Origin of the sequence: Leeia sp. (assembly GCF_041909055.1) — a bacterium.
GTDB lineage: Bacteria > Pseudomonadota > Gammaproteobacteria > Burkholderiales > Leeiaceae > Leeia > Leeia aquatica.
Genome location: NZ_JAYREC010000001.1, coordinates 1,016,121 through 1,038,693, shown reverse-complemented (window position 1 = coordinate 1,038,693; position 22,573 = coordinate 1,016,121). Strand labels below are relative to the sequence as shown.

The following is a 22,573-nucleotide window of genomic DNA, read 5'->3' as shown; positions in this document are numbered from 1 at the left end:
TGGCGTACGGCAGCATCGGTACTGGCAATCACCGCGCCATTGAGCTGGGTGTGCTGGCCGACCTGCACGTCGAAGCCGCCATCTCCGGCCAACAGGCCACTTTGCTGGGTGACACTCTGCCAGGTGCTGTTGAGCTTGCTGCGACTGGTACTGGCGCTGACACTGGAAGCCCCGGCGCAGATGGGCGGAATGCACAGGCTGACACCAAAGCTGCTGCTGCTGTTCTGGCTGTGGTAGTCGCTGCTGTCTTGCAGGCTGGTGATGGTGAGGTTGCCGCCGGTCTGGCTGACGATGCGCTGGCCTTTGGCCTGGGCACCAATCAGGTTGGTGTCTTGTCCGGCTTTGAGGGTGAGCTGCTTGCCCGCCTCAACCTGGGTGTTGACCCAGGTGACGTCGTTGCCATTGCTCTGGCCTTTGGATTTGCTGCCGCCGGCATTGATGGAGAAGCCGTTTTTCTCACCGCCGAGCGAGAAGGCGATGCCGATGCTGCCGCTCTTGCCGCTGCTGGTGGTGTGGCTGTCGCTGCTGTTGCGGGCGGCGAGCAGGTTGAGGTCGTGCTCGGCGCTGAGGGTGAGGTCCCCCGCGGCTTTGAGCTGGCTGCCTTGTACGGTGAGGTCGCTTTGCTGGCCTGCGCCGCGTGCGACGATACTGAGGTCGCCACCGGATTTGACGGTGGAGCCTCGGCTGTTGCGCTGGTCTTCAACGCTGTGGCTTTCGTTCTTGCTGCTGCCAATGCTGATACTGATGCTGATGCCACCGGCCTGACCGGGGTTTTGCTGGACGGCATCGACCGCATTGTAGACGGCGGCTCCGGCGGTGATGGCGGCCAGCGCCTTCATGCGGGGGTCTGCGGTCTGCTTGCTGGCCTTGCTCATCTGGCTCACGGTCTGAGCCGCGCTCAGCACCGGGTTGCTGAGGGTGACGGTGAGGCCGCTTTGCTTGAACTTGCTGTTCTGCTCGCTGTGGCGGCTTTCGCTGGTTTCGGTGATGCTGACCTGCTTGCCTTCGATCTGGATATCGCCGCTGCCGGTCACGACATCGCTGCCCACTTGCTGGTAGCGCTGTCCGGCACGCAGTACCACGTCGCCTTCGGTGCTGCCGATCAGGCTGCCGGTTGCGGTGGTAGTGGTGGTCAATGTGTCGTTGGTTTGCTGCTGTTTGCCGATGGTGAAGCCGATGCCGCCAGTGCCAAACAGGCCGGACTTTTGCACATCCTTGAAGGTGGTTTGTGTCTGCTCGTTGCTGGCTGCATCAATGATCAGATTGTGACCGGCGGTGATCTCCGTACCATAGGTGGAGCCGACCTGGCTGCCCTGAATGTGGACATCCTGCCCGGCCTGAATCTGCACGGTATCGCCGCTGAAGGTGCTGCCTACTGCCGTGGTCTCGCTCAGCGTGGTGTGGGTGGTGGTGGTCTTGCGCGAGAGCAGGCCGTTGCTGCCCTTGACCTTGTGGCCTTCGTCCAGCGCGCGGGTTTGCTCTCCGGCGAGGATATTGACGTTGCCGGTGGCTTGTACCTGGATGGCGCCAGCATCGCTGCTGACGGTGGCTGCGCGGCTGGTGAGGTCGGTTCCGGCAATCAGCTGGATATCGCCCTGGCTGTGGATCTGGCTGCCCACCTGCTGACTGCTGGCGTCCTTGCGCCAGTTGTCACCATTCCAGACGATGCTGTGGCTGGCTTGTTCGGTGACGGTGCCGAGGGTGAGCTGCTGGCCTGCGCTCAGGCGGATGCGGCCTGCTGCGGGGCCTTCCACTTCGCCCGCTGTGGGCAGTGTGCCGGTGTTGGCCACTTCTGTGGCGTTGAGCGTGAGGTTGCGGTTGGCGTGGGCGTTGAGGTTGCCCTGGGCATTGCTGACATAGATGCCCGCGACGCGGTCGATATTGGTGCGGCTGCCCTGCGCATTGCTTTGGGTGCGGGTGCTGCTGTTGGCAATCAGGTCACGCCCGGCTTGCAGGTCAACCGATTGTTCGCCAAGGATGCGGCCGCCTTGCAGCTCCAGATCGCTACGGGTGTTGACGTTGACGCTGTTACCGTCCAGTTGCCCGCCAAGCAGGCGAACGCTGTCGGCGTTGAGCGCCAGGGCCTGACGGCCGGAGAGCTGGCCGCTGCTGATGACATCGCCACTGACGTTGAGGCGCAGGTTGAGCCCGCTCATCAGCCCGCCCTGGGCGTTCAGTTCACCCTGGCGGGGGCGCAGGTAGAGCTGGGGCACCAGCACGGTGTGCTGGCTGCCATCGGCCAATGTGACCTGCTGCTCGACCAGCCAGACCATGTCGCTGGTCAGGCGGGCCATCTGTGCCGCACTGAGCGCAATGCCGGGGCGTAGCTGCCATTGCTGGGCGTAGGTGGCGCCTTGCTCCAGCAGCGCGCGATACTGGGCTTCGTCATTGGCATAACCATCGAGGAAGCGGCGACCGGTGAGCTGCGCCACTTGCTCGCGTACCAGGCGCTGTTCGTAGAAGCCATCGCCCAGGCGCTTGTGCATGTTTTCCGGGGAGAGGCGCAGGCGCTCCAGCATGTAGTCAGAGGAGAGCCATTGGCGGTAACTGGTAAAGCGTGGGTCGCTCTCGATCAGGGCATGGGCCGTGGGGGCATTGTTGACCTGGAACAGGGCATTGTTGCTGACCGAGCCGCCGCTGCCTGCAGCGGTAACGGCGGTGAGCCCGGCATTGCCTTGGTAGACAGCCGCGCCCATGGTGATGCTTTGTACCGTGGTGGGCGGGGCGTAGGCTGCGGTGCTGATGCCCTGACTATCGTGCCCCTTGTTCTGGATGCGGTAGTAGTGCTCTGCCGTGCCGTTGTCGCTGATGGTGCGAGTGCCTGCGGTATCAGTATTGTGGATGGTGGTGGCGGTGACCAGCAGGTCTCCCCCCGCCATGATGCGGCTGTTGTCGTTATTGAGGGTGTCGGCCTCAATGGTGAGCTTGCCCCCGGCCAGCAGGCGGCCCGGGTCGGTGCTGGCGATTTCGGTGGACTGTGTGGTGCGGACGTAGTTGTAATGGTTCCAGCTGTCGCCGCTGCCATCCGGGGCATACAGATAGCTGATGTCTTCATTGGGGTCGTTACGACCAATCCCCACTTCATTGCGCTGATAGCGGTTGGGGGAGCCATCCAGCTGGTATTCATCGACGGTGGTCTGGGTGGCCGCGCCCATTCTGGTGGTGATGTTGTCGTTGATGTTGTCGATCTGGCGCGCTTTGAGCGTCATGTCCCGCGTGGCTTCCAGCGTGGCGCTGTGGTTGGCGAGCACATCAGCCTGGCCGGTGGCCAGGCCCTGTGCATCCAGCGTGCGGCCTACGTGCAGATCCTGCTCGCTCAGCAGTAGCGCATGGTCCTGGTTATGTAGCTCCCGCGCACCGATCTCCAGCTGCTCATGCGCAGCAATCACCCCGGCCTGACCTGCAACCGAGCGGTTCCGCAACTGGTCTGCCTGTACCGATACCTTGCTACCGTAAATACGGGCGCTGTTGTCCAGCGTACCATCCGTCTTGAGGCTGACTTCTGTTGCACCGCTGATCACAGCGGCCCCGCTGTTCTCCAGTCCTTGACGCGCCGTGACCTCCAGTGCACCTTGCGCCGTCAGCGTGCCCTTGTTTTCCAGCTTGCCTTCTGACGTCACCACAAACTGGCCCGCGCTGGCTTGCAGCGTGCCGGCGTTGCGTACCCCCACACCGGCTTCGGTACCCACCAACCGGATCTTGCCCGCATACATGCCGCCTAATTGGGCGACATCCAGGCTGAAGCTGGGGGTGCTGCCGGAGGCCGCTATCGGGGTGACCTGGCTGAGGTCGGTACTGATCTGATTGCTGCCGGTGATCGCCCGCACCTCTTGCCCCCACAGCCCCGCATTCAGCACGATGGCGCGGGACAGCAGGTCTGTGTAGTCCACATTGCGGTTGTTCAACCCGGCACCTTCAATGCGGATCAAGCCGTTTTCTACACGGTAGCCGCTGATGTCGCCCCCACTCCATTGCGGGATGCCGGTGGTCAGGGTGGCACGGTTGGCATTGATGAAGCCGCAGCCATCGCAGGTGATCCCGGCCGGGTTGGCGACGATCACCTGTGCACGGCTACCACCGACTTCGATGAAACCACGCAACAGGCTGGGCTGATTGCTGTTTACTTCGTTGAGGATGATACGGGCGGTACCATTGGCCAGCCACGGGTTGGCGTCCACCCAGCCGGCCTGCTGGGTTTGTACCGGTGCACGGCTGTTGTTGAGTACCACCCCTTGTGGATTGACGTCGAACTGGCTGTAGGTGTTGCGGGATACCCCTGCCGCGCTTGGCGTTTGGATATTGACCACCGGCACGCCATTACCGGCGTTGATGATGGTGGGCCGCTGATTGGCCGGGGCATTCGGGTCAGCAATCATCTCGGCACCCGCGGGCAGGCTGAGCCAGCTACTGCCCAAGGCCAGCGCGGTGCTGACACTCAGCAAACGCATCCGCAGGGCCGGCCCGGGCCGCTGCCCTGCGCCGCTGCCTTCGCCACTACCCGCCTGGCCGTGGCTGCGGCGGGCGATTTCGGCTACGACTATCAGCAGGCCGCGGGCTTGATTGAATACCAGGCGATACAGGTTCTTGTTCATATTGGATCAGTTGTCAGATATCAGAATTCGAATAGGCAGGGCTTAAAGCCAGCGCTCCGGCAAGGCTATGGGCAGCGGGTGCTGTGTAAACCAGGCTTGCGCAGTAGCCCGGCTCACTTGAGCGCCATGGCTGCGCATGACGCTTAGCCCGCCCCGATCTACGCCTTTGTGGTAGAGCCAGCTGATGCAGTTTTGTGGCATCAGCACATGTCTTACCAAGCGCCGCAAGATCCGGCTGTGCCCAAATGGCGTCACCCAGTCCAGAATCCAGAGGCGATCACCACAACACCAGTCGGCCTCGCGTACATGAATGCGCGGCAGTTGCAGGTAACGAGCCTCGGCGTCTGCATCAAAGGCAGCCCAGGACAGATAGAACACCGGCTTGCCTGCTTCGATGCCCAGTACAAACTGGCCGGACTTGATGGTGGGCAGCAGCAAGGTCGGCAGGGTATGCAAGGGTGCATCCCGATGTGCTGCTGAGTGCATCCACAACCACACCGTGGCACCCAGCGCTTCCACCTCAGGGCAAGGCTGGTCAAACAGGGTCGGGGCGATCAGGTCGATGCCGTCAAAGGTCAGCATGTCACAGGCTCCAGCTCAGGTAGAAACCGGTCACATGCCGGCGGGTAATGAAGCCTGCGGGCTTGCGGACGGGCTTGCCAACAAACCACTCGTACTGCAAGCCCCGCCAGGCGCCGCGTATGCCTACAACGCTGCCGATCAGGGTATGACCCAGCCCATTTGCGCTGGACGGGCCGTCCACGCGCCCCAGGTCCAGCGCCAGATAGAGTTCGGGTAAACCCGCACCGGTTTGCCAACCCAGCTCGTTGCGCCACAGGATGCCTCGATCCCCGGTCAGACTGTATTCGCCATCAAAGCCGCGCACCGTGTAGCGCCCGCCAATGCTGAAACGGTCCTGCGGTGCCAGCAGGGTACGGTTCCACTGTCCACGTAGCTCACTGCCCAAGCGGAATGCCTGATCCCCCAGCTTGAAGGGTTGCTCCAGCGAGAGCGATGCCTGCACCACCGCCGGACGCGAGCTGCCTTCGCCAAAGGCCTCTTCCGGGGCCGGGCGGGACGAGAAGGCCCCTGTGCTACGGCGGTAACTCACGCTGCCGTCCAGTGTGGCGCTGCCGATGAACTCTCGGTGTTGCAGCCCCAGCTCCCATCCAGCCGTGCGCCGGTACTGCACTTGTACTTCGGTATCATCAACAAAGTTGCGGCTGCTTTTCTGGTAGCCGCGCAGGAACAGGGTGGTCTTTCCCGTCGCATCCCGCGCAATCACCCGTGACAGTTTCAAGTCTGTACCACGGCTCAAACCGGCATACTGGTACTGCTGATGGGTTCCGAGCACTTGCTGGTGGTAGCGATATTGATTGGTGGTGATCCCCAGCTGCCAGTAACCCAGCGGTAGGGAATAGTGAACGGTATAACTCCGGTTACCGCTGGGCTGGGTCTGTGTACCGCCCAGCTCGCGCCCGGTTGTGACATAGAACAGGTCGTTCAGTGTAAAAGCGTGATCCCACGACAAGGTCATGCTGCCTTGATACTTGCCGGTAGCGCGGCTACCGCTATCGTCTGCCGAGAAGCTCAATCGGAACGGGAAGGCCTGCTTCCACTGAATGAGCAGGTCACTCTCGCCTGGCTGCTCTGCGGGCACGATCTGGATGTCGGCATCTGCGGTTGGCACCCGCTTGAAATTCTCCAATGCCTGCTCGATATCCCGCAGATTCAGCACATCACCTTGCCCCATTGGCAAGGCGGTCAGCAGGTGGGCACGAGGATCCGTGCCTTCGGCAAAGCGAATCTGGTGAATACGCCCGGCCAGCACTTGCAACTGCAAGGTGCCAGATTTGAGGTCTTGCGGGGCTACCAGCACCGTGGTGGTGACAAAGCCACGCTGCACAATACGGTTCTGCACCATGCGCATCAGCACATTGATGCCTTCTGTTCCCAGACAATGCCCGCGAATAGTCGGGTCTGCCGCCAGCGTCTCTTGTAGTGCCCAAGCAAACAGCCCTGCATCTGCACCGGTCAGTTCAATTTGCTGGATGGGAAAGCAGGGAGACTCCTGCTCCGGGAAGTGCAGAGGGACCTCCACAGCCGGATTCAGTCGCACATTCGGCTCGGATTGCTGCTGCTGTTGCAGCTGTTTCTGCCGTAATGCCTCCTGCTGCATCAGCTGATCATTCACCTTGCTATCGGTAGTGTTTGCCTGGCTGGTTGCTGCATACATCAGCATAAAAAGAACCAGCCCCTTCGCCAGATGGCGATAGGTAAGTTGTCGTACTGTCATGTTTTTAAAAGAGTAATGCTATGAATTATGGATATTTGTATTCAAAGAGCATTTTACCTGTTGCACGGCACAAATTTGTTAAAAAGTGTGATACGCCCCAGACGGGTACGTAGTCCGGGCTCTCGCTTCGAGGTGATGGAAGAAGGAAAGGGCTACAGCGAAAAGCATGCGTCTGCTTGCCTGCGGGGCTTGCTGGTATTGGAGATGACCTGACGCTACGCAGTGATGCGTATGCGGAGAATGTCTATGGGCTTTAAAAAGACCCGCCCGGTAGACCTGTACTTTAGGACGGGTGGAGAGTGTCATTTGCAACACCCGGTTTTGATCAGCACCGATGCCACAAGGAGGATCTGAAAGTGTGGAAAGGTTTCAAGTTGTCAGGCAGATCGACAAACCAACAGCTGGTTTTGCCAGACATCACCGACACGTAGTAGTGCAAGCGTTCCGACAGAAACCCAGCGACCCATCTGACCTTTGGCGAAGTCAGTCGCGGCAGGGTTGAGTAGTATGGAGGGATTCGCCAGGGCATCAGGGTCAATGACCGACGACATGTGAACAAAGACCGAGGGCTGCTGCCGTCGGAGATGACGATTCGGAAAGGCCAGATCGCCAAACCAGTCAATACGCCATGCAGTATTCCCTTCGGGAAAGGCGGCAAGGCGCAAGGGCCTGGCTGGGCTTGAAGGCGCATCCTCCTTCAGTGGCAAATTTCGGTTAAGTCATTGTAAATGATAGGGTTTCATAGAAAGGAATGCGAAGCCATAAACTGAACTTTCGCACTCCTTTCTAAATTTTCGCATTTAATTCTGATCGCTCACACTACACCCCGGCACCGTGGGCTTGTTGGTCGGCGTGGTAGCTGGAGCGGACCAGGGCGCCGACGGCGGCGTGTTTGAAGCCCATGTCGTAGGCGGCTTGTTCGAACACCTTGAACTGCTGCGGGGTGACGTAGCGGAGGACCGGCAGGTGGTGGCTGGAGGGCTGCAGGTATTGGCCGATGGTGATCATGTCGATGTTGTGGGCACGCATGTCGCGCATCACTTCGAACACTTCTTCATCGGTTTCGCCCAGGCCGACCATGATGCCGGATTTGGTGGGAATGTGCGGGAAGCGTTCCTTGAAAGTTTTCAGCAGTTGCAGCGAGTGGGCGTAATCGGAGCCGGGGCGGGCTTGCTTGTACAGGCGCGGCGCGGTTTCCAGGTTGTGGTTCATGATGTCGGGGGTGCCGCGTGAGAGCACATCCAGCGCCAGGTCCATGCGGCCGCGGAAGTCCGGCACCAGCACCTCGATCTGGGTGGTGGGGGAGAGCTCGCGTACGGCCTGGATGACATCTACAAAGTGCTGGGCACCACCGTCACGCAGGTCGTCTCGGTCCACGCTGGTGATCACCACGTATTTGAGGCGCAGCTTGGCTACGGTCTCGGCCAGGTGGCGCGGCTCGTTCGGGTCCAGCGGGTTGGGGCGGCCATGGCCCACATCACAGAAGGGGCAGCGGCGGGTACAGATGTCGCCCATGATCATGAAGGTAGCGGTGCCACTGCCAAAGCATTCGCCAATGTTCGGACAGCTGGCTTCTTCACACACGGTGTGCAGTTTCTGTTCGCGAAGGATGTCCTTGATCTCGTGGAAACGTGCGCTGTTGGGTGATTTGACGCGAATCCAGTCCGGCTTTTTCAGCGGCGTTTCCAGCGGCACGATCTTGATCGGGATGCGCGAGGTTTTGCCTTCGCCTTTGAGTTTGACACCAACAGGTTTGCTGGCGGGTTTGGCTTCGGTGGGGGCAGACATGGCAGTTTCCAGAGGGCAGTCACCCCCGTGGCGATTGGGCGCACGGGGGCAGGTACAGCGTGTTACTCGGCGAACTTCGGCAGGTATTCCACGTTGTAGCGTTCAATGCATTCGTCAACGATCTTGACGGCTTCGTCTGGGCTGAAGAAGCCGTTTACCTTGCAGGTGCCAGGCTTCTTCAGGTCTTTGTAGTGTTCCCAGTAGTACTGGTTTTCTTTCTTCCAGTAGTCGCCCAGATCGTCGATGGTCTTGATGTGGTCCACGCGCTTGTCGTCGGCCAGTACGGCGATGATCTTGTCGTCCACTTCGCCGCCGTCGTCAAACTTCATCACGCCGATGATGCGGGCTTCCACCAGCGAGCCCGGTACCAGGGCTTCGGTCACGTTCACGATCACGATGTCCAGTGGGTCGCCGTCATGGTCCCAGGTGCACGGGATGCAGCCGTAGGTGGCCGGGTAGGCCAGCGAGGAGAAACCCACACGGTCCAGCTTCAGCTGGCCGCTCTCGGTGATGATTTCGTACTTGTTGATGCTGCCGGCGCTGACTTCGATCAGGGCGTTCAGGCGCAGGCTGTCACGCTCGGCAAAAGCCGGCAGAACGTGCAGCAGGTTCAGCATGTACTTGGACGGTTTGTGGTCAATGTTGGCCATGTGGATTCCAGCTCAAGAGGTTAAACGGAAGCTACGGGTTCCGGCAGCTGCGGCAGGGTAGCGGCAGCGGCCTGTAAACGACAGGTCGGGGTAATGGTCTGGTGCAACATCAGCAGCAATTCTTCCTGCAATTGATCCAGCGGGGTGTTCACGCCGAGGTCGGCTGTCCGGCTGACCGCCATGCCTTGATAGCCACAGGGGTTGATCCAGCCAAACGGGGTCAGGTCGAGGTCCACATTCAGGCTCAGCCCGTGGTAGCTGCAGCCGCGCCGCACGCGCAGCCCCAGCGCCGCAATCTTGGCGCCGTCTTCCAGATAAACGCCCGGCGCAGCATCGTCGCCGTGAGCGCTAACACCATGATTGCGCAGCAAGTTTACCACGGACTGCTCCATTTTGCGGACCAATTCGCGGACGCCCAGCTGATGGCGTTTCAGGTCCAGCAGCAGGTAGGCAATGATCTGACCGGGAGCGTGATAGGTGATCTGGCCGCCACGGTCGATCTTCAGCAGCGGGATATCGCTGGCCTGCAGCAGGTGTTCCGGTTTGCCGGCCATGCCCAGGGTGTAGATGGGCGGATGCTGCAGCAGCCAGACCTCATCCGGTGTGTCGGCGCTGCGGCGTGTGTTGAAATCCTGCATGGCCCGCCATACCGGCTCAAACGGCATCACACCAAAGCGACGGACCAGCAGATCCATTTACAGCACCACCTTGACGAGGGGGTGGCTGGACAGGGCCCGGTACAGGTCATCCAGCTGAGCCTTGGAGGTGGCATTGACGGTGCAGGTGAGCGACAGGTAGTTGCCGCTGCTGCTGGCGCGCATTTCCACGGTGCTGGCATCAAAATCCGGCGCATGCTGCAGCACCACGGCGACAATGGTCTGCGCAAAATCATCCTGCCGCACGCCCATGATCTTCAGGGGGAAGGCACAGGGGAAGGTCAGCAGGGTGTCTTCAGTATTGGACATGGCGGCCTCACTCAAACCACAGCTTCATGCTGTCCCACATGCGGCCAAACACCCCGGCTTCCGGTACCGCCTTCATGGCGGCGACCGGGTAGGTGCCCATGGCCTGACCATCAAGGGACAGCATCAGCTTGCCCACCACCTGGCCGCTGGCGATCGGGGCGGTCAGCGGTTGCTGGGTCACCAGCTGGGCTTTCAGGCGCTTTTCGGCACCGCGTGGCAGGTTGATGTACAGGTCTTGCGGCATGCCGACCGAGACTTGCTCCTGCTCACCCTTCCACACTTTGACCTGCTGCAGCACCTGTCCCTTGCTGTACAGCTTGGGGGTCGCGAAGAACTGGATGCCGTAGTTCAGCAGCTTCAGGCTTTCTGTGGCGCGCACCGTATCACTGCTGGCCCCCACCAGCACCGAAATCACGCGACGGCCATCGCGCTTCATGGTGCTGACCAGGCAATAACCGGCCGATTCGGTATGGCCGGTCTTCATGCCGTCCACATTCGGATCACGCCACAACAGCAGGTTCCGGTTGGGCTGCTTGATGTTGTTGTAGCTGAATTCCTTCATGCTGTAGATGGGGAAGAATTGCGGGTAGTCGCGAATGATGGCACTGGCCAGCAGCGACAAGTCGCGTGCCGTGGTGTAGTGCTGTGGATCGGGCAGACCGGTGCTGTTCATGAAGTGGGTCGACTTCATGCCCAGCTTCTGCGCGGTCTGGTTCATCATGTTGGCGAACACTTCTTCCGAGCCGGCGATGCCTTCGGCCAGCGTGATGCTGGAATCATTGCCGCTCTGGATGATCATGCCGTGAATCAGGTCGTCCACCTTCACCTGTGAGTTTGGCTTGATGAACATGCGGGAGCCTTCCGCCTTCCAGGCCTTCTCGGAGACCGTCAGCATCTGGTCCAGCTTCAGACGGCCTTCCTTTACAGCCTGGAAGGAGAGGTAAGCGGTCATCAGCTTGGTCAGCGATGCAGGCTCAATGCGTTTGTCCGGGTCCACACTGGCCAGCATCGTACCGGTTTGAAAATCGGTGACGATATAGGCTTTGGCGGCGATGGGCGGCGGCGGTGGTACCGGCAGCGCGGCACGGGCCAGCGGCGCAGCCAGGCAGGCCAGCCACAGCAGGGAGCGAGTGATCAGGGGAGAGCGGAACAGGTTCATGGGCGCGACAACTTCCGGCGATCCGCCCGCAGGGCGGTGTGCAAAAAAACGGCATTATAGCGGAAAGCAGGGTGGCCTTGCTGCCGCTATTGCCCGGTCTGGCCAGTTCAGACCGGGCAGGGGCCGAAAGATTCCGTGCTCAGGACGCCAGAAACAGCCGGTAGGCCGGGTTATCCGTTTCTTCCTGATACTCGTAGCCCAGTGCATCCAGGAAGGATTGAAACGCCGCGCGATCGGACGACGGTACCTGAATGCCGACCAGCACCCGGCCGTAATCCGCGCCATGGTTGCGATAGTGGAACAGGGAGATGTTCCAGCCCGCGCTCATGCTGTTCAGGAAATTCAGCAAGGCACCGGGGCGCTCCGGAAATTCGAAACGCAGCAGGCGCTCATTATCGACGTCCGCCCGACCACCGACCAGATGGCGGATATGCAGCTTGGCCAGCTCATTGTCGGTGAGGTCTACCGTGGTATGGCCTTGTGCGGACAGCTGGCTGACCAGATTGCGCGCCTCGTCCCGGTTGCCGACCTGTACGCCAACAAAGATATGCGCCGCACCCGGGCCGGCGTAGCGGTAATTGAACTCGGTGATGGCACGGTTGCCAATCTGCTGCAGGAAGGACTTGAAGCTGCCGGGCTGTTCCGGAATGGTGACTGCAATCACCGCCTCGCGGGCCTCGCCCACTTCCGAGCGTTCGGCTACATAGCGCAGACGGTCGAAATTCATATTGGCCCCGGAAGCCACTGCCACCAGCGTCATGCCCTGGCTCTCCGGATGGGCAGCGGCCCAGGCTTTTGCACCGGCGATCGCGACTGCACCGGAGGGCTCCAGAATCGAGCGGGTATCCTCAAACACATCCTTGATGGCCGCACACAGCTCATCATTGCTGACCCGGATCACCCCGTCCAGATGCTGCTGGCACAGCGCAAAGCAGTGCTCACCCACCATGCGCACCGCCACACCATCGGCAAACAGGCCGACATGGGGTAGCCGCACCCGCTCGCCCGCCGTGAGGGATTCCGCCATCGAGGCGGCTTCAATGGGCTCGACGCCGATCACCTTGATCCATGGCTTCAGGCGTTTGACGTAAAACGCCACCCCGGCAGCCAGCCCGCCGCCGCCAATCGGCACAAAGATCACGTCCATATGCTTGCGCTGGCGCAGTACTTCCATGGCGACCGTGCCTTGCCCGGCGATCACATAGGGGTCGTCAAACGGCGGAATGAAGGTTGCGCCGCGCTCAAGGGCCAATTGCTGTGCATACTGGTTGGTGAGGTCGAAATTGTCACCGTGCAGGATGACCTCCGCGCCCCGAGCGCGTACCCCTTCTACCTTGATCATCGGTGCCGTGGCGGGCATGCAGATGGTGGCTTTGCAACCGAGGGTCTGTGCCGCCAGTGCCACGCCCTGTGCGTGATTGCCTGCCGAAGCGGCAATCACGCCGCAGGCCAGCTGCTCCGGGCTCAACTGGGCCAGCCGGTTGTAAGCACCACGAATCTTGAAGGAAAACACCGGCTGCATGTCTTCACGCTTGAGCAGTACGGTGTGGCCCAGGCGGCGGGACAAGCTGCGTGCTTCATCCAGCGGGGTTTCAATCGCCACGTCGTACACCGGCGCGGTCAGGATGGCTTCCAGATAATCGAAAGGTTGGGTGGTCGAAGCAGTCACGGTAGGCCTGTTGAATCTATAATGGAGTCTGTTTGGCGGGAGGTTGCGCTGAAATCCGCATCTTGCCCTGCAGCATAACAGGCCGTGCCCTGTTACAGAAGCACTACACCATGCCCAGTAACCAGACGGAAAATCCATGAGCGCTACCCTGACCCAAGACCAGCAGAAACAGGCCGCTGCCCGTGCCGCCATCGACTTCATCGAGGACGGCTGGGTGGTGGGTGTCGGCACCGGCTCCACCGCCAATTACTTCATTGACGCGCTGGCAGAGATCAAACAGCGCATCGACGGTGCCGTCGCCAGCTCCGAAGCTTCTGCTGCACGGTTGAAGGCCCATGGCATCCGGGTGTTTGAACTGACTGCAGTTGGCGAAATGCCGATTTATGTCGATGGTGCGGACGAGATCAATGGCCAGTGGCAAATGATCAAAGGCGGGGGCGCTGCGCTCACCCGTGAGAAGATCGTGGCGCAGTGCTGCAAGCAGTTTGTCTGCATCGCTGATGCCAGCAAGCAGGTACGGGTGCTGGGTCAATTTCCGCTGCCGGTGGAGGTGATCCCGATGGCACGTAGTCTGGTCGGACGGGAGCTGGTCAAGCTGGGCGGGCATCCGGCCTGGCGCGAGGGGGTGGTCACCGACAACGGCAACTGGATTCTGGATGTACACGGCCTGACCATCGCCGAGCCGATCAAGCTGGAAACCGCGATCAACCAGATCCCGGGCGTGGTCACCAATGGGCTGTTTGCCCTGCGGCCTGCCAATGTACTGCTGCTGGGCACCCCGGATGGGGTGGTGCGCAGCGATAATACTTTTGTCATGTAAGGCTGGCATCATAGGCCGATTTATCACCGTACTCCCAAGGGGACGCACATGCCGGAGCATTTTTCCAAGCAGTTTGACCAGGAACTGGAACATGTACGTGGTCGCGTACTGGAGATGGGCGGGCTGGTTGAAGAGCAGATCAAGGACGCGCTGAATGGCTTGGCCAATGCCGACCTGCCGCTGCTGGACAAGGTGGTGAGCCTGGATCACAAGGTGAACATGCTGGAGGTGCAGCTGGATGAGGAATGCCAGCACATCATCGCGCGCCGCCAGCCGACGGCAGGTGACATGCGCATGGTGTTCACCGTGATCAAGACCATTACCGACCTGGAGCGTATTGGCGATGAGGCGGAGAAGATCGCCCGCATGAGCCGCAATATCTACCAGTCGGGCCGGGTGCAGGTGCCGCGCTTTACCGAGATCAAGCACGCGGCCGAACTGGCGCTGCGCATGCTGCGCAAGTCGCTGGACGCGTTTGCCCGGCTGGATGCCGGCCTAGCGGCGCAGGTGGTGCGAGAAGACATGCAGGTGGATGAAGAATACCGTGCCATCATCCGCCAGCTGATCACCTTCATGATGGAAGACCCGCGCACCATTTCCACCTCGATTGACATCATCACCATTGCCAAGGCCATCGAGCGAATTGGCGACCACGCCAAAAACATGTCAGAGTATGTAGTATTCATGGTCAAGGGCAAGGACATCCGCCATCTCTCGCTGGCGGACGCGGAACGCGCGGCCCTCGACAACGACAACTGAGCCTTATTCGCAGGAGATCGCATTGAGCTTCGACACCATTGCCGCCGTAGACTTGGGTTCCAACAGTTTTCGTCTGCAGGTGGCAAGGGTGGTCGATGACCAGATCTACCCGCTGGATTCGCTGAAAGATACGGTGCGGCTGGGCGCAGGCCTGCAGGCGGATGGCTCGCTGGATGCCGACACCATGAAGCGCGCGCTGCATTGCCTCAAGCGCTTTGGCGAACGCCTGCGGCAGTTGCCGCCGGAGGCGGTGCGTGCGGTGGGCACCAATACCCTGCGGGTGGCCAAGAACGCCAGCAGCTTCATGGACGAGGCTCAGGCCGCGCTGGGGGTACCAATTGAAATCATCGCCGGGCGGGAAGAAGCACGGCTGATTTATCTGGGTGCGTCGCATTCGCTGCCGGCCACCCGGGAAAAGCGGCTGGTGGTGGATATTGGCGGTGGCTCGACTGAATTCATCATTGGCAGCCATTACAAGCCGCTGAAGATGGAAAGCCTGTTCATGGGCTGCGTCAGCTACAGCCTGAAGTACTTCCCCGGTGGCAAGATCACCAAGTCGGCCTTGCAGGAAGCTACGCTGGCAGCCCGCTCCGAGCTGGAAGCCATTGCCGGTGAGTTCGGGCCGGAAGAGTGGCAGCTGGCGATTGGCACTTCAGGTACGGCGCGCTCGCTGTCTGACATTCTGGAGTTGAATGACCTCTCGCCCTCCGGTATTACCGCAGAAGGCATGGAAAAGCTGGAGCAGATCCTGCTCAAGGCGGGTAGTGTCAGCGCGTTGCAGCTCAATGGTTTGCGGCAGGACCGTGCACCGGTATTGCCGGGCGGCTTCGCCATCATGCGCGCGGTGTTCGCCGAGCTGGGTATTCAGCAAATGAGCATTACCCTGGGGGCGCTGCGCGATGGTGTGCTGTATGACCTGATCGGGCGGCACCACCACAAGGACATGCGCGATACTACGGTGACCCAGTTCAAGCGCCGCTACCATGTCGATGTCAAACAGTCGCAGCGGGTAAGCGAGCTGTCGCGCCTGCTGTGCCAGCAACTGGGCGGCAACCGGGTGGATGAGCACGCGCTGCAACAGCTGGACTGGGCCAGCAAGCTGCACGAAATCGGCCTCTCGGTATCGCATACCGCCTACCACAAGCACTCGGCCTATATTCTGGAACATGCCGACATGCCCGGGTTCTCGCGCCCGGAACAGCATCGGTTGTCTGAGCTGGCGCTGGCACACCGTGGCAAGTTGGGCAAGCATGAAGCGATGCTCAATCAGCCCGGCCTATTCCGTGAACAGGTGATGGCCCTGCGGCTGGCGGTGCTGTTCCACCGCAACCGCCGTGACATGGAGATGCCGCCGGTACAGCTTACCCAGCAAGGCAAGCAGGTGAATCTGAAGCTGGCGGGGGACTGGCTGGCGGAGCACCCGCTGACCGCCACCGCGCTGGTACAGGAAGCCGAAGTTTGGCGGGATGTGGGCGTCCAGCTGCAGGTGAAGGACTGAGGCGTGAAGCGCGCCCGCCCGCACGGACGGCAAAAGAAGGCAGGCCTGCCGCCCGGTAGTCTGGTGCACGTGGGTGAGGTCAAGACCGAACCCCGGTTGGACCTGTTGTGCTATGACGAGCAGCAGCTGACGCGCCATGGCCAGCTATCGGCACTCGACCAGCCGGGTTTGCCGTCACAGCAGTGGCTCAATGTCTATGGTCTGCAGGATACCCAGCTGCTGACCCAGATCGGTGAACGGTATGGCTTGCATCCGCTGGTGCTGGAAGACATCCTCAATACCGAGCAGCGCCCCAAGCTGGACTTGTACCCCAACTGCCTGTTTCTGGTGGTGCACCGGCATGGTTACGATAGCGAGGGCGAGCTGCAGACCGAGCAGGTCAGCTTTGTGCTGGGGCGCGGCTGGCTGTTGACCTTCCAGGAGCAGCCCAGCGGCCAATTCTCCGGCGTACGTGAACGTCTGTTGTCTGCGCAGCCGCAGCAGCGCAAAGGCGGCGTGGATTACCTGATGTACTCGCTGGTGGATGCGGTGGTAGACCAGCATTTTGCCCTGATCGAGAAGCTGGGCGACCGGATCGAAGCGCTGGAAGATGAGCTGATGGGCAAGGGCTCGCACAGCGGCTTGCTGGCGGCCATTTACCAGCTCAAACGGCAGGCCAGCTGTCTGCGCCGTTCGCTGTGGCCATTACGCGAATGCTTGAATGGCCTCACCCGCGACGATGGCGATTACTTTCTGGCCGAAACCCAGCTCTATCTGCGTGATGTTTACGATCATGCCATTCATGCGCTGGAATCGCTGGAATCCCTGCGTGACCAGATGGCGGGCATTCTGGACATCCATGTCACTGTCAGCAGCCATGCACTCAACCAGGACATGCGGGTGCTGACGGTGATCACCACCATCTTCATGCCGCTCACCTTGCTGTCGTCCATCTACGGCATGAATTTTGACCACATGCCGGAGTTGCACTGGCGCTGGGGCTACTATGTGCTGCTGGGGGTCATGGCGCTGGTGGCAGTCGGCATGGGGCTGTTCTTCTGGCGGCGGCGCTGGCTGTAGCCCGCGCCCGCCGCCATCACCTGACTCAGACCGACAGGTAGGACGAGCGCGTCAATCCCAGCCGCAAGGCATCCAGATACGCGGTGCGCTCTTCATCCGGCAGGCTGGACGAGGCCACTTTGTCCCGATAGCGGGTCATCAGCTGGTCAGGCTGCATGTGCACATAGCGCAGCATGTCCTCGATGGTATCGTGTACTTCCAGCCCTGCATGGCGAATCTGGCCTTGGGCGTCCATATAGACGTTGACCGAGTCGGTATCGCCAAACAGGTTGTGCATGTCGCCCAGGATTTCCTGATAGGCCCCCACCATGAAGAAGCCCACCAGATATTCCTCACCTTCCGCCACTTCGTGCACCGGCAGGCTGCTCTCAATACTCTGCTCGTCGACGTACTGCTTGATCTTGCCATCCGAATCGCAAGTCAGGTCTTGCAGCACGGCGCGGCGGGTCGGTGCCTGCTCCAGCCGGTGGATCGGCAGAATGGGCAGCACCTGATTGATGGCCCAGGTGTCCGGCAGGCTCTGGAACACCGAGAAGTTGCAGATGTACTTGTCGGCCATCTTGTCGTGAAGCTCGTCCAGCACCTGGCGGTGTGAGCGCTGGGTGGCCTGCAGCAGGGTGAGCATGCGACGGCAGAGTGCGAAATAACACTGTTCGCCCAGTGCCTTCTGCGCCAGCGTCAGCTTGCCCTCGGCATACTGGTTGCTGATGTCGCTCATGTAATGGGCGGCGCGATAGTAGGTCTCAGTCGCCATTTCAATGTCGTTCTGCGCGAGTAGCTCCACCAGCCACTGGATGATTTCCGGCTGCGCCCGCACGGCCTCCGGATCCTGCAGCAGGGCCGGCACACTGTCGTCGTGGCGTTCAACATCGGTGACGTTGACGATCAGCAGTGCATGGTGGGCCGTCATCGCACGGCCGCTTTCCGACATGATGTGCGGATGCGGCAGGCTGTGCTCGTCGCAGAACTCCTTGAGCATGCTGACGATCAGACCCGCGTACTCGTCCAGATCGTAGTTGATGGACGAAGGATTGCGCGAGTGAGTGCCGTCGTAGTCCACCCCGAGGCCACCACCGACATCGACGCGGTCGATGGGCAGGCCCAGCGCGCGCAGTTCGGCATAATAGCGGATGGCCTCGCGGAAGCCCGACTGGTAATCCGCCAGATTGGCAATCTGCGAGCCCATATGGAAGTGCAGCAGGCGCACGCCATCGCCCACCCCGGCTTGCTGGAAGCGCTGTACCACCGACAGCAATTGCGCGGCGGACAAGCCAAACTTGGCACGCTCACCACCGGTATCGGCCCACTTGCCAGACGCCAGCGATGACAGGCGTACCCGCACCCCTACCTGAGGCAGTACGCCCAGCTTGGCGGCTTCATCAATCACCAGCTGAACCTCGGATTCCTTCTCGATCACAATGTAGACATTGTGGCCAAGTTTCTGCCCCATCAGCGCCAACTTGACGAACTCACGGTCCTTATAGCCGTTGCAGCAGATGGTGCAGCCCTTGGGGGCGAGTGCCAGTACTGCCATCAGTTCCGGCTTGGAACCCGCTTCCAGCCCGATGGAGGCGTGCTGGGTACCAATGATGCTTTCGATCACCGGCTCTTGCTGGTTGACCTTGATTGGATACAGCGCGGTGTACTGATTCTGGTAGCCAAACTTGGCAATGTTCTCGACAAAGGCACCGGTCAGCTGTCGTACACGAGCCTGCAGGATGTCGGGGAATCGCACCAGCATGGGCATCGACAGTCCGGCCTGGCGCAGGCTACCGGCCAGGGTGTAGAGGTCGAGCGCATGCCCGCCTTTGCCGTGCGGACGCACCAGCACATGGCCTTGGTCATTGATGTCGAAAAACCCGGCACCCCATTGGCGGATACCGTATACGCTCCGGCTTTGGGCCACGCTCCACGTCATGATGTCATCCTCAAGTTACTCACCGACATCGTGCGCAGGCCAAGCCGTCGCACCCCATGCTGTCGAGGCGCGATTGTAGCAATCTGATATGTCAATGGGGAGAAAAAATCATGGCCCACCGCAGGGGTGGGCCCGTTCCGTTTCGGCTGTGGTATCGGGACGACACCACGCCGCGGTCAGTAGTCCAGCGGCAGGCTGATGCGGCGCCCGTCGCGGGCCGACAGGTACATGGCAATCAACAGCTCGAGCGACTTCAGGCCTTCGCGGCCATCGGTCTCCGGGGCCGCTTCGCCACGCATCACCTTGATCACGTTATCGTAGTACAGCGGGTGACCAAAGCCGTAGACGCTGGTGGTGGCGTAGCTGGCATCGTGAATGCGCTCGTCCATCGGGTGGGGTGTGGCAAACTCCCAATGCTGGATCTCGTTGACGGCGACACCGCCGATCTTCACCGAGCCGGTTTCGCCGAGAATGGTAATGGAGCCTTCCAGATTCTTCGGATAGGTCAGCATGGTGACGTTCATGCTGCCCAAGGCACCAGAACGCCAGCGCAGGCTGACGGCACCGGTGTCTTCCACCTCGATGTTGCGGGCCAGGGTGGCCGTATAGGCCTGCACGCTCTCCACCGGGCCGACCAGCCAGTCCAGCAAGTCGACATAGTGACTGGCCTGGTTCATGAACGCACCGCCGTCAAACTCCCAGGTGCCGCGCCAGGCATGCGAATCATAGTAAGACTGCGGGCGGGTCCAGAACACGTTGACGTTGACCATGTAAATACGGCCAAAGCGCTTTTCGCTCACGGCCTGCTTCAGCAGTTGCAGCGTCGCGTTGCGGCGGTTCTGCTTGACTACAAACAGGCGTTTGCCGGCCTGATCGGCCGCCTTGACCATGGCCTGACCGTCTTCCCAGCGGGTGGCCATCGGCTTTTCGGTCATCACATGGAAGCCAGCTTGTGAGCAGGCCATACTTTGCATCGGGTGCAGGCCCGACGGGGTAGTGAGGATGATGATGTCTGCCCGGGTTTCCCGCAACAGGGCGTCCAGCGTGCTGTGCCCGCGCGCACCGGTACGGGCAACAGCGGCAGCCAGCGCCTGCGGGTCGACATCACAGACATCGGTCAGCTCAGCCCGGTCCGCGTGGGTTTCCAGCGCGCCGAAATGATTAGCAGCAATGCGGCCGCAGCCGATCAAGGCAAAGCGGATCTTGCGGTCAGTGATGGTGTCGAAAACGTTCATGGGCAGGGAGACCCGCAGCAAAAGAAGACAAGGACGTGATGCTACCACCAGCGGGGGGCAGGTACCAAACCCGCTGGCCGGAATCAGGCCTTGCCGACGGCGTGGCCGCCAAACGCCTTGCGCATCATTGCCAGCAATTTGCTGGCGTAGTCGTGCTTGCCCTGGCTGGCAAAGCGCATGAACAGGGCATTGCTGATCACTGGCGCGGGCACACCCAACTCGACCGCTTCCAGTACCGTCCAGCGGCCTTCACCGGAATCCGGCACCTTGGGCTGGATGTCGCTCAGCGTGGTGTCTTGCTGCAAGGTGTCTGCGGTCAGGTCCAGCAGCCAGGAGCGGATCACGCTGCCGTGCCGCCAGACTTCGCTCACGGCTGCCAGATCGAGGTTCAGGTCCTGCTTGGCTTCCATCAGGGCGAAGCCTTCGGCAAAGGCCTGCATCATGCCGTACTCGATACCGTTATGCACCATCTTCACGTAGTGGCCGGCACCGTTCGGGCCGCAATGTAGCCAGCCGCGGTCTGCTGCCGGGGCCAGCACTTCCACCAGCGGGCGCACGCGGGCGATGTCAGCCTCGCTGCCACCCAGCATGATGGTGTAGCCATTGTCGCCACCCCAGACGCCGCCAGATACCCCGGCGTCGACGAAGCCGATGCCCAGCGCGCGCAGGCGTGCAGCACGAGCCTGGCTGTCCTTGTAATAGGCATTGGCACCATCAATCACCACGTCCCCAGCGGAGAGCAGCGGCAGGATGGTGCTGAGGGTGTGCTCGGAAATCTCGCCGGCAGGCAGCATCAGCCATACCAGACGCGGCTGCGGCAACGCCGCAATGGCGGAGGCCAGGCTGTCATGGGCCGTGATCTGTGCATACTCGGCGCTTAACGCCTGCCGGGTCTCGGCAGCCGTATCATAGCCATGAACGGTGACGCCACCGCGCGCCAGACGGCGTGCCATGTTGGCGCCCATTTTGCCCAGCCCGATCAGGGCGACGGCAGAGGGGGTAGGGGACATGGGGGGTATCTATCAAACACAAAGGGCAGCCTGTGGCTACCCGGTGGATCACCGGCAGCCGGGGCTGCCACCTGGAGTCGGGTGTGGAAGTCTGCCGATAAGCCGGGTTCTGTTGCCCTGCCCTGTTGCCAGGGCACGACTGACAGTCATTCCTCTAGGCCCGCCATTACTGGCGGACTCAAGCAACCTACCCGCAGGCTCAGGGGGCACCTTCAACGCCTGCCTATTTGGTCTTGCTCCGGATGGGGTTTACCCTGCCAGACCGTGTTGCCACGGCTGCGGTGCGCTCTTACCGCACCTTTTCACCCTTACCTGATCCCCCGGAGGGGCCATCGGCGGTTCAGCTCTCTGTTGCACTTTCCGTCGCCTCGCGACGCCCGGCCGTTAGCCGGCATCCTGCCCTGTGGAGCCCGGACTTTCCTCCCCCGCTGCATGCAGCGGCGGCGACTGTCTGGCAAACTTCCGGGCAGCATTCTATCATGCCTGCAACATCAATCTTACAATAATCTGACAGCCTCGGTTTTAGCTGCGGCTGATCGTCATGCAGGGAGGCGGTATGAACAAGAACCGGCTGGAAGCATTCAGTGATGGGGTGCTGGCCATCATCCTGACCATCATGGTGCTGGAAATGAAGGTGCCGCACGGCGCAGACTGGGCGGTGCTGCAGCCAGTGTTGCCGGTGTTTTTCAGCTATGTGCTGAGCTTTGTCTATATCGGCATCTACTGGAACAACCACCATCACCTGCTGCATGCGGTCAAGCGGGTGAATGGACCGGTGCTGTGGGCCAATCTGCACCTGCTGTTCTGGCTGTCCCTGCTGCCCTTTGTCACCGGCTGGATGGGGGAGAACCATTTTGCGCCGGTGCCGACCACCCTATACGGCGTGGTGCTGCTGGCCTCAGGTGGGGCCTATAACCTGCTGGCGCGCTGCCTGATCCGCACCTAGGGTGAAGGGTCGGTACTGGCGCGCGCCATGCAGCGTGACCGCAAGGGCTGGTTGTCGCTGGGGGCCTACCTGCTGGCGATCATCCTGTCGTTTGTCGCACACTGGCTGTCGCAACTGCTGTATGTTGCGGTGGCGCTGATGTGGTTGGTGCCGGAGCGACGGATTGAGCGGGTGCTCAAGGAGGATTGCGAAGCTGGTGAGCAGTAAAG

At 61.1% G+C, this 22,573-nt stretch carries 18 protein-coding genes and 1 other RNA gene; 6 read left to right on the top strand and 13 right to left on the bottom strand.

Going from position 1 to position 22,573, the window contains the following annotated elements; genetic code table 11:
• From ACE3O2_RS05605 to ilvA, 9 genes are all read right to left on the bottom strand, one after another.
• A partial coding sequence (locus ACE3O2_RS05605; RefSeq protein WP_374335501.1) for a hemagglutinin repeat-containing protein occupies positions 1–4,592 on the bottom strand: 4,592 nt, incomplete at its 3' end.
• 42 nt (positions 4,593–4,634) lie between these two features.
• Positions 4,635–5,174, bottom strand: coding sequence for a toxin-activating lysine-acyltransferase (locus ACE3O2_RS05600; RefSeq protein WP_374335499.1), 540 nt, complete (start codon positions 5,172–5,174; stop codon positions 4,635–4,637).
• A gap of 1 nt (position 5,175) precedes the next feature.
• Positions 5,176–6,834 carry a ShlB/FhaC/HecB family hemolysin secretion/activation protein gene (locus ACE3O2_RS05595; RefSeq protein WP_374335497.1) on the bottom strand — a complete coding sequence of 553 codons (1,659 nt, stop codon included), beginning with the start codon at positions 6,832–6,834 and terminating at the stop codon, positions 5,176–5,178.
• A gap of 873 nt (positions 6,835–7,707) precedes the next feature.
• The gene (gene lipA / locus ACE3O2_RS05590; RefSeq protein WP_374335495.1) at positions 7,708–8,676 is read right to left on the bottom strand and encodes a lipoyl synthase; all 969 of its coding nucleotides are present in this window, start codon (positions 8,674–8,676) and stop codon (positions 7,708–7,710) included.
• 62 nt (positions 8,677–8,738) lie between these two features.
• Positions 8,739–9,326 carry an inorganic diphosphatase gene (locus ACE3O2_RS05585; protein ID WP_374335493.1) on the bottom strand — a complete coding sequence of 196 codons (588 nt, stop codon included), beginning with the start codon at positions 9,324–9,326 and terminating at the stop codon, positions 8,739–8,741.
• Between the two features lie 20 nt (positions 9,327–9,346).
• Positions 9,347–10,021: a lipoyl(octanoyl) transferase LipB gene (gene lipB, locus ACE3O2_RS05580; protein ID WP_374335491.1), complete on the bottom strand. Its 675-nt coding sequence runs from the start codon at positions 10,019–10,021 to the stop codon at positions 9,347–9,349.
• A complete protein-coding gene (locus ACE3O2_RS05575) occupies positions 10,022–10,291 on the bottom strand; it encodes a YbeD family protein (RefSeq protein WP_168876828.1) in 270 nt (89 codons plus the stop codon).
• A 7-nt stretch (positions 10,292–10,298) separates the two neighbouring features.
• Positions 10,299–11,450 (bottom strand): D-alanyl-D-alanine carboxypeptidase family protein, encoded by a 1,152-nt coding sequence (locus tag ACE3O2_RS05570; protein ID WP_168876827.1) that lies wholly within the window; start codon positions 11,448–11,450, stop codon positions 10,299–10,301.
• A gap of 139 nt (positions 11,451–11,589) precedes the next feature.
• The gene (gene ilvA, locus ACE3O2_RS05565) at positions 11,590–13,119 is read right to left on the bottom strand and encodes a threonine ammonia-lyase, biosynthetic (protein ID WP_374335488.1); all 1,530 of its coding nucleotides are present in this window, start codon (positions 13,117–13,119) and stop codon (positions 11,590–11,592) included.
• Positions 13,120–13,255: 136 nt separating this feature from the next.
• Between ilvA and rpiA the strand changes: the two genes are divergently transcribed.
• From rpiA to corA, 4 genes are read left to right on the top strand one after another with little or no spacing between them, the layout of a single operon-like run.
• Positions 13,256–13,939: a ribose-5-phosphate isomerase RpiA gene (rpiA, locus tag ACE3O2_RS05560; RefSeq protein WP_374335486.1), complete on the top strand. Its 684-nt coding sequence runs from the start codon at positions 13,256–13,258 to the stop codon at positions 13,937–13,939.
• A 48-nt stretch (positions 13,940–13,987) separates the two neighbouring features.
• On the top strand, positions 13,988–14,698 hold the full coding sequence (gene phoU / locus ACE3O2_RS05555; RefSeq protein ID WP_168876825.1) for a phosphate signaling complex protein PhoU: 711 nt from the start codon (positions 13,988–13,990) through the stop codon (positions 14,696–14,698).
• Between the two features lie 22 nt (positions 14,699–14,720).
• A complete protein-coding gene (ppx, locus tag ACE3O2_RS05550; RefSeq protein ID WP_374335483.1) occupies positions 14,721–16,196 on the top strand; it encodes an exopolyphosphatase in 1,476 nt (491 codons plus the stop codon).
• A gap of 3 nt (positions 16,197–16,199) precedes the next feature.
• Entirely contained in the window at positions 16,200–17,255 is a 1,056-nt protein-coding gene (corA, locus tag ACE3O2_RS05545) for a magnesium/cobalt transporter CorA (protein WP_374335481.1), read from the top strand.
• A gap of 25 nt (positions 17,256–17,280) precedes the next feature.
• Here corA and speA read toward each other — a convergent pair whose 3' ends face one another.
• From speA to rnpB, 4 genes are all read right to left on the bottom strand, one after another.
• Positions 17,281–19,173, bottom strand: a complete 1,893-nt coding sequence (gene speA / locus ACE3O2_RS05540) for an arginine decarboxylase (RefSeq protein ID WP_374335479.1) — start codon at positions 19,171–19,173, stop codon at positions 17,281–17,283.
• A gap of 176 nt (positions 19,174–19,349) precedes the next feature.
• Positions 19,350–20,408, bottom strand: coding sequence for a Gfo/Idh/MocA family protein (locus ACE3O2_RS05535; RefSeq protein ID WP_374335477.1), 1,059 nt, complete (start codon positions 20,406–20,408; stop codon positions 19,350–19,352).
• An 83-nt stretch (positions 20,409–20,491) separates the two neighbouring features.
• The gene (gene gnd / locus ACE3O2_RS05530; RefSeq protein WP_374335475.1) at positions 20,492–21,418 is read right to left on the bottom strand and encodes a phosphogluconate dehydrogenase (NAD(+)-dependent, decarboxylating); all 927 of its coding nucleotides are present in this window, start codon (positions 21,416–21,418) and stop codon (positions 20,492–20,494) included.
• 82 nt (positions 21,419–21,500) lie between these two features.
• Positions 21,501–21,881, bottom strand: an RNA gene (rnpB, locus tag ACE3O2_RS05525) — RNase P RNA component class A.
• A 93-nt stretch (positions 21,882–21,974) separates the two neighbouring features.
• Here rnpB and ACE3O2_RS05520 point away from each other — a divergent pair.
• Together ACE3O2_RS05520 and ACE3O2_RS05515 are read left to right on the top strand one after the other, a co-directional pair.
• Positions 21,975–22,364 carry a TMEM175 family protein gene (locus ACE3O2_RS05520; RefSeq protein ID WP_374335472.1) on the top strand — a complete coding sequence of 130 codons (390 nt, stop codon included), beginning with the start codon at positions 21,975–21,977 and terminating at the stop codon, positions 22,362–22,364.
• A 27-nt stretch (positions 22,365–22,391) separates the two neighbouring features.
• The gene (locus tag ACE3O2_RS05515; RefSeq protein ID WP_374335470.1) at positions 22,392–22,571 is read left to right on the top strand and encodes a hypothetical protein; all 180 of its coding nucleotides are present in this window, start codon (positions 22,392–22,394) and stop codon (positions 22,569–22,571) included.
• The last annotated feature ends 2 nt before the right edge of the window (positions 22,572–22,573 follow it).

Coding starts and splice junctions, on each gene's coding strand:
- speA (WP_374335479.1), bottom strand. CDS start 19,173: ATGACGTGGAGCGTGGCCCAAAGCCGGAGCGTATACGGTATCCGCCAA.
- ACE3O2_RS05535 (WP_374335477.1), bottom strand. CDS start 20,408: ATGAACGTTTTCGACACCATCACTGACCGCAAGATCCGCTTTGCCTTG.
- lipA (WP_374335495.1), bottom strand. CDS start 8,676: ATGTCTGCCCCCACCGAAGCCAAACCCGCCAGCAAACCTGTTGGTGTC.
- gnd (WP_374335475.1), bottom strand. CDS start 21,418: ATGTCCCCTACCCCCTCTGCCGTCGCCCTGATCGGGCTGGGCAAAATG.
- phoU (WP_168876825.1), top strand. CDS start 13,988: ATGCCGGAGCATTTTTCCAAGCAGTTTGACCAGGAACTGGAACATGTA.
- ACE3O2_RS05520 (WP_374335472.1), top strand. CDS start 21,975: ATGAACAAGAACCGGCTGGAAGCATTCAGTGATGGGGTGCTGGCCATC.
- ACE3O2_RS05575 (WP_168876828.1), bottom strand. CDS start 10,291: ATGTCCAATACTGAAGACACCCTGCTGACCTTCCCCTGTGCCTTCCCC.
- ACE3O2_RS05515 (WP_374335470.1), top strand. CDS start 22,392: ATGCAGCGTGACCGCAAGGGCTGGTTGTCGCTGGGGGCCTACCTGCTG.
- ACE3O2_RS05600 (WP_374335499.1), bottom strand. CDS start 5,174: ATGCTGACCTTTGACGGCATCGACCTGATCGCCCCGACCCTGTTTGAC.
- ACE3O2_RS05570 (WP_168876827.1), bottom strand. CDS start 11,450: ATGAACCTGTTCCGCTCTCCCCTGATCACTCGCTCCCTGCTGTGGCTG.
- lipB (WP_374335491.1), bottom strand. CDS start 10,021: ATGGATCTGCTGGTCCGTCGCTTTGGTGTGATGCCGTTTGAGCCGGTA.
- ACE3O2_RS05595 (WP_374335497.1), bottom strand. CDS start 6,834: ATGCTGATGTATGCAGCAACCAGCCAGGCAAACACTACCGATAGCAAG.
- ACE3O2_RS05585 (WP_374335493.1), bottom strand. CDS start 9,326: ATGGCCAACATTGACCACAAACCGTCCAAGTACATGCTGAACCTGCTG.
- rpiA (WP_374335486.1), top strand. CDS start 13,256: ATGAGCGCTACCCTGACCCAAGACCAGCAGAAACAGGCCGCTGCCCGT.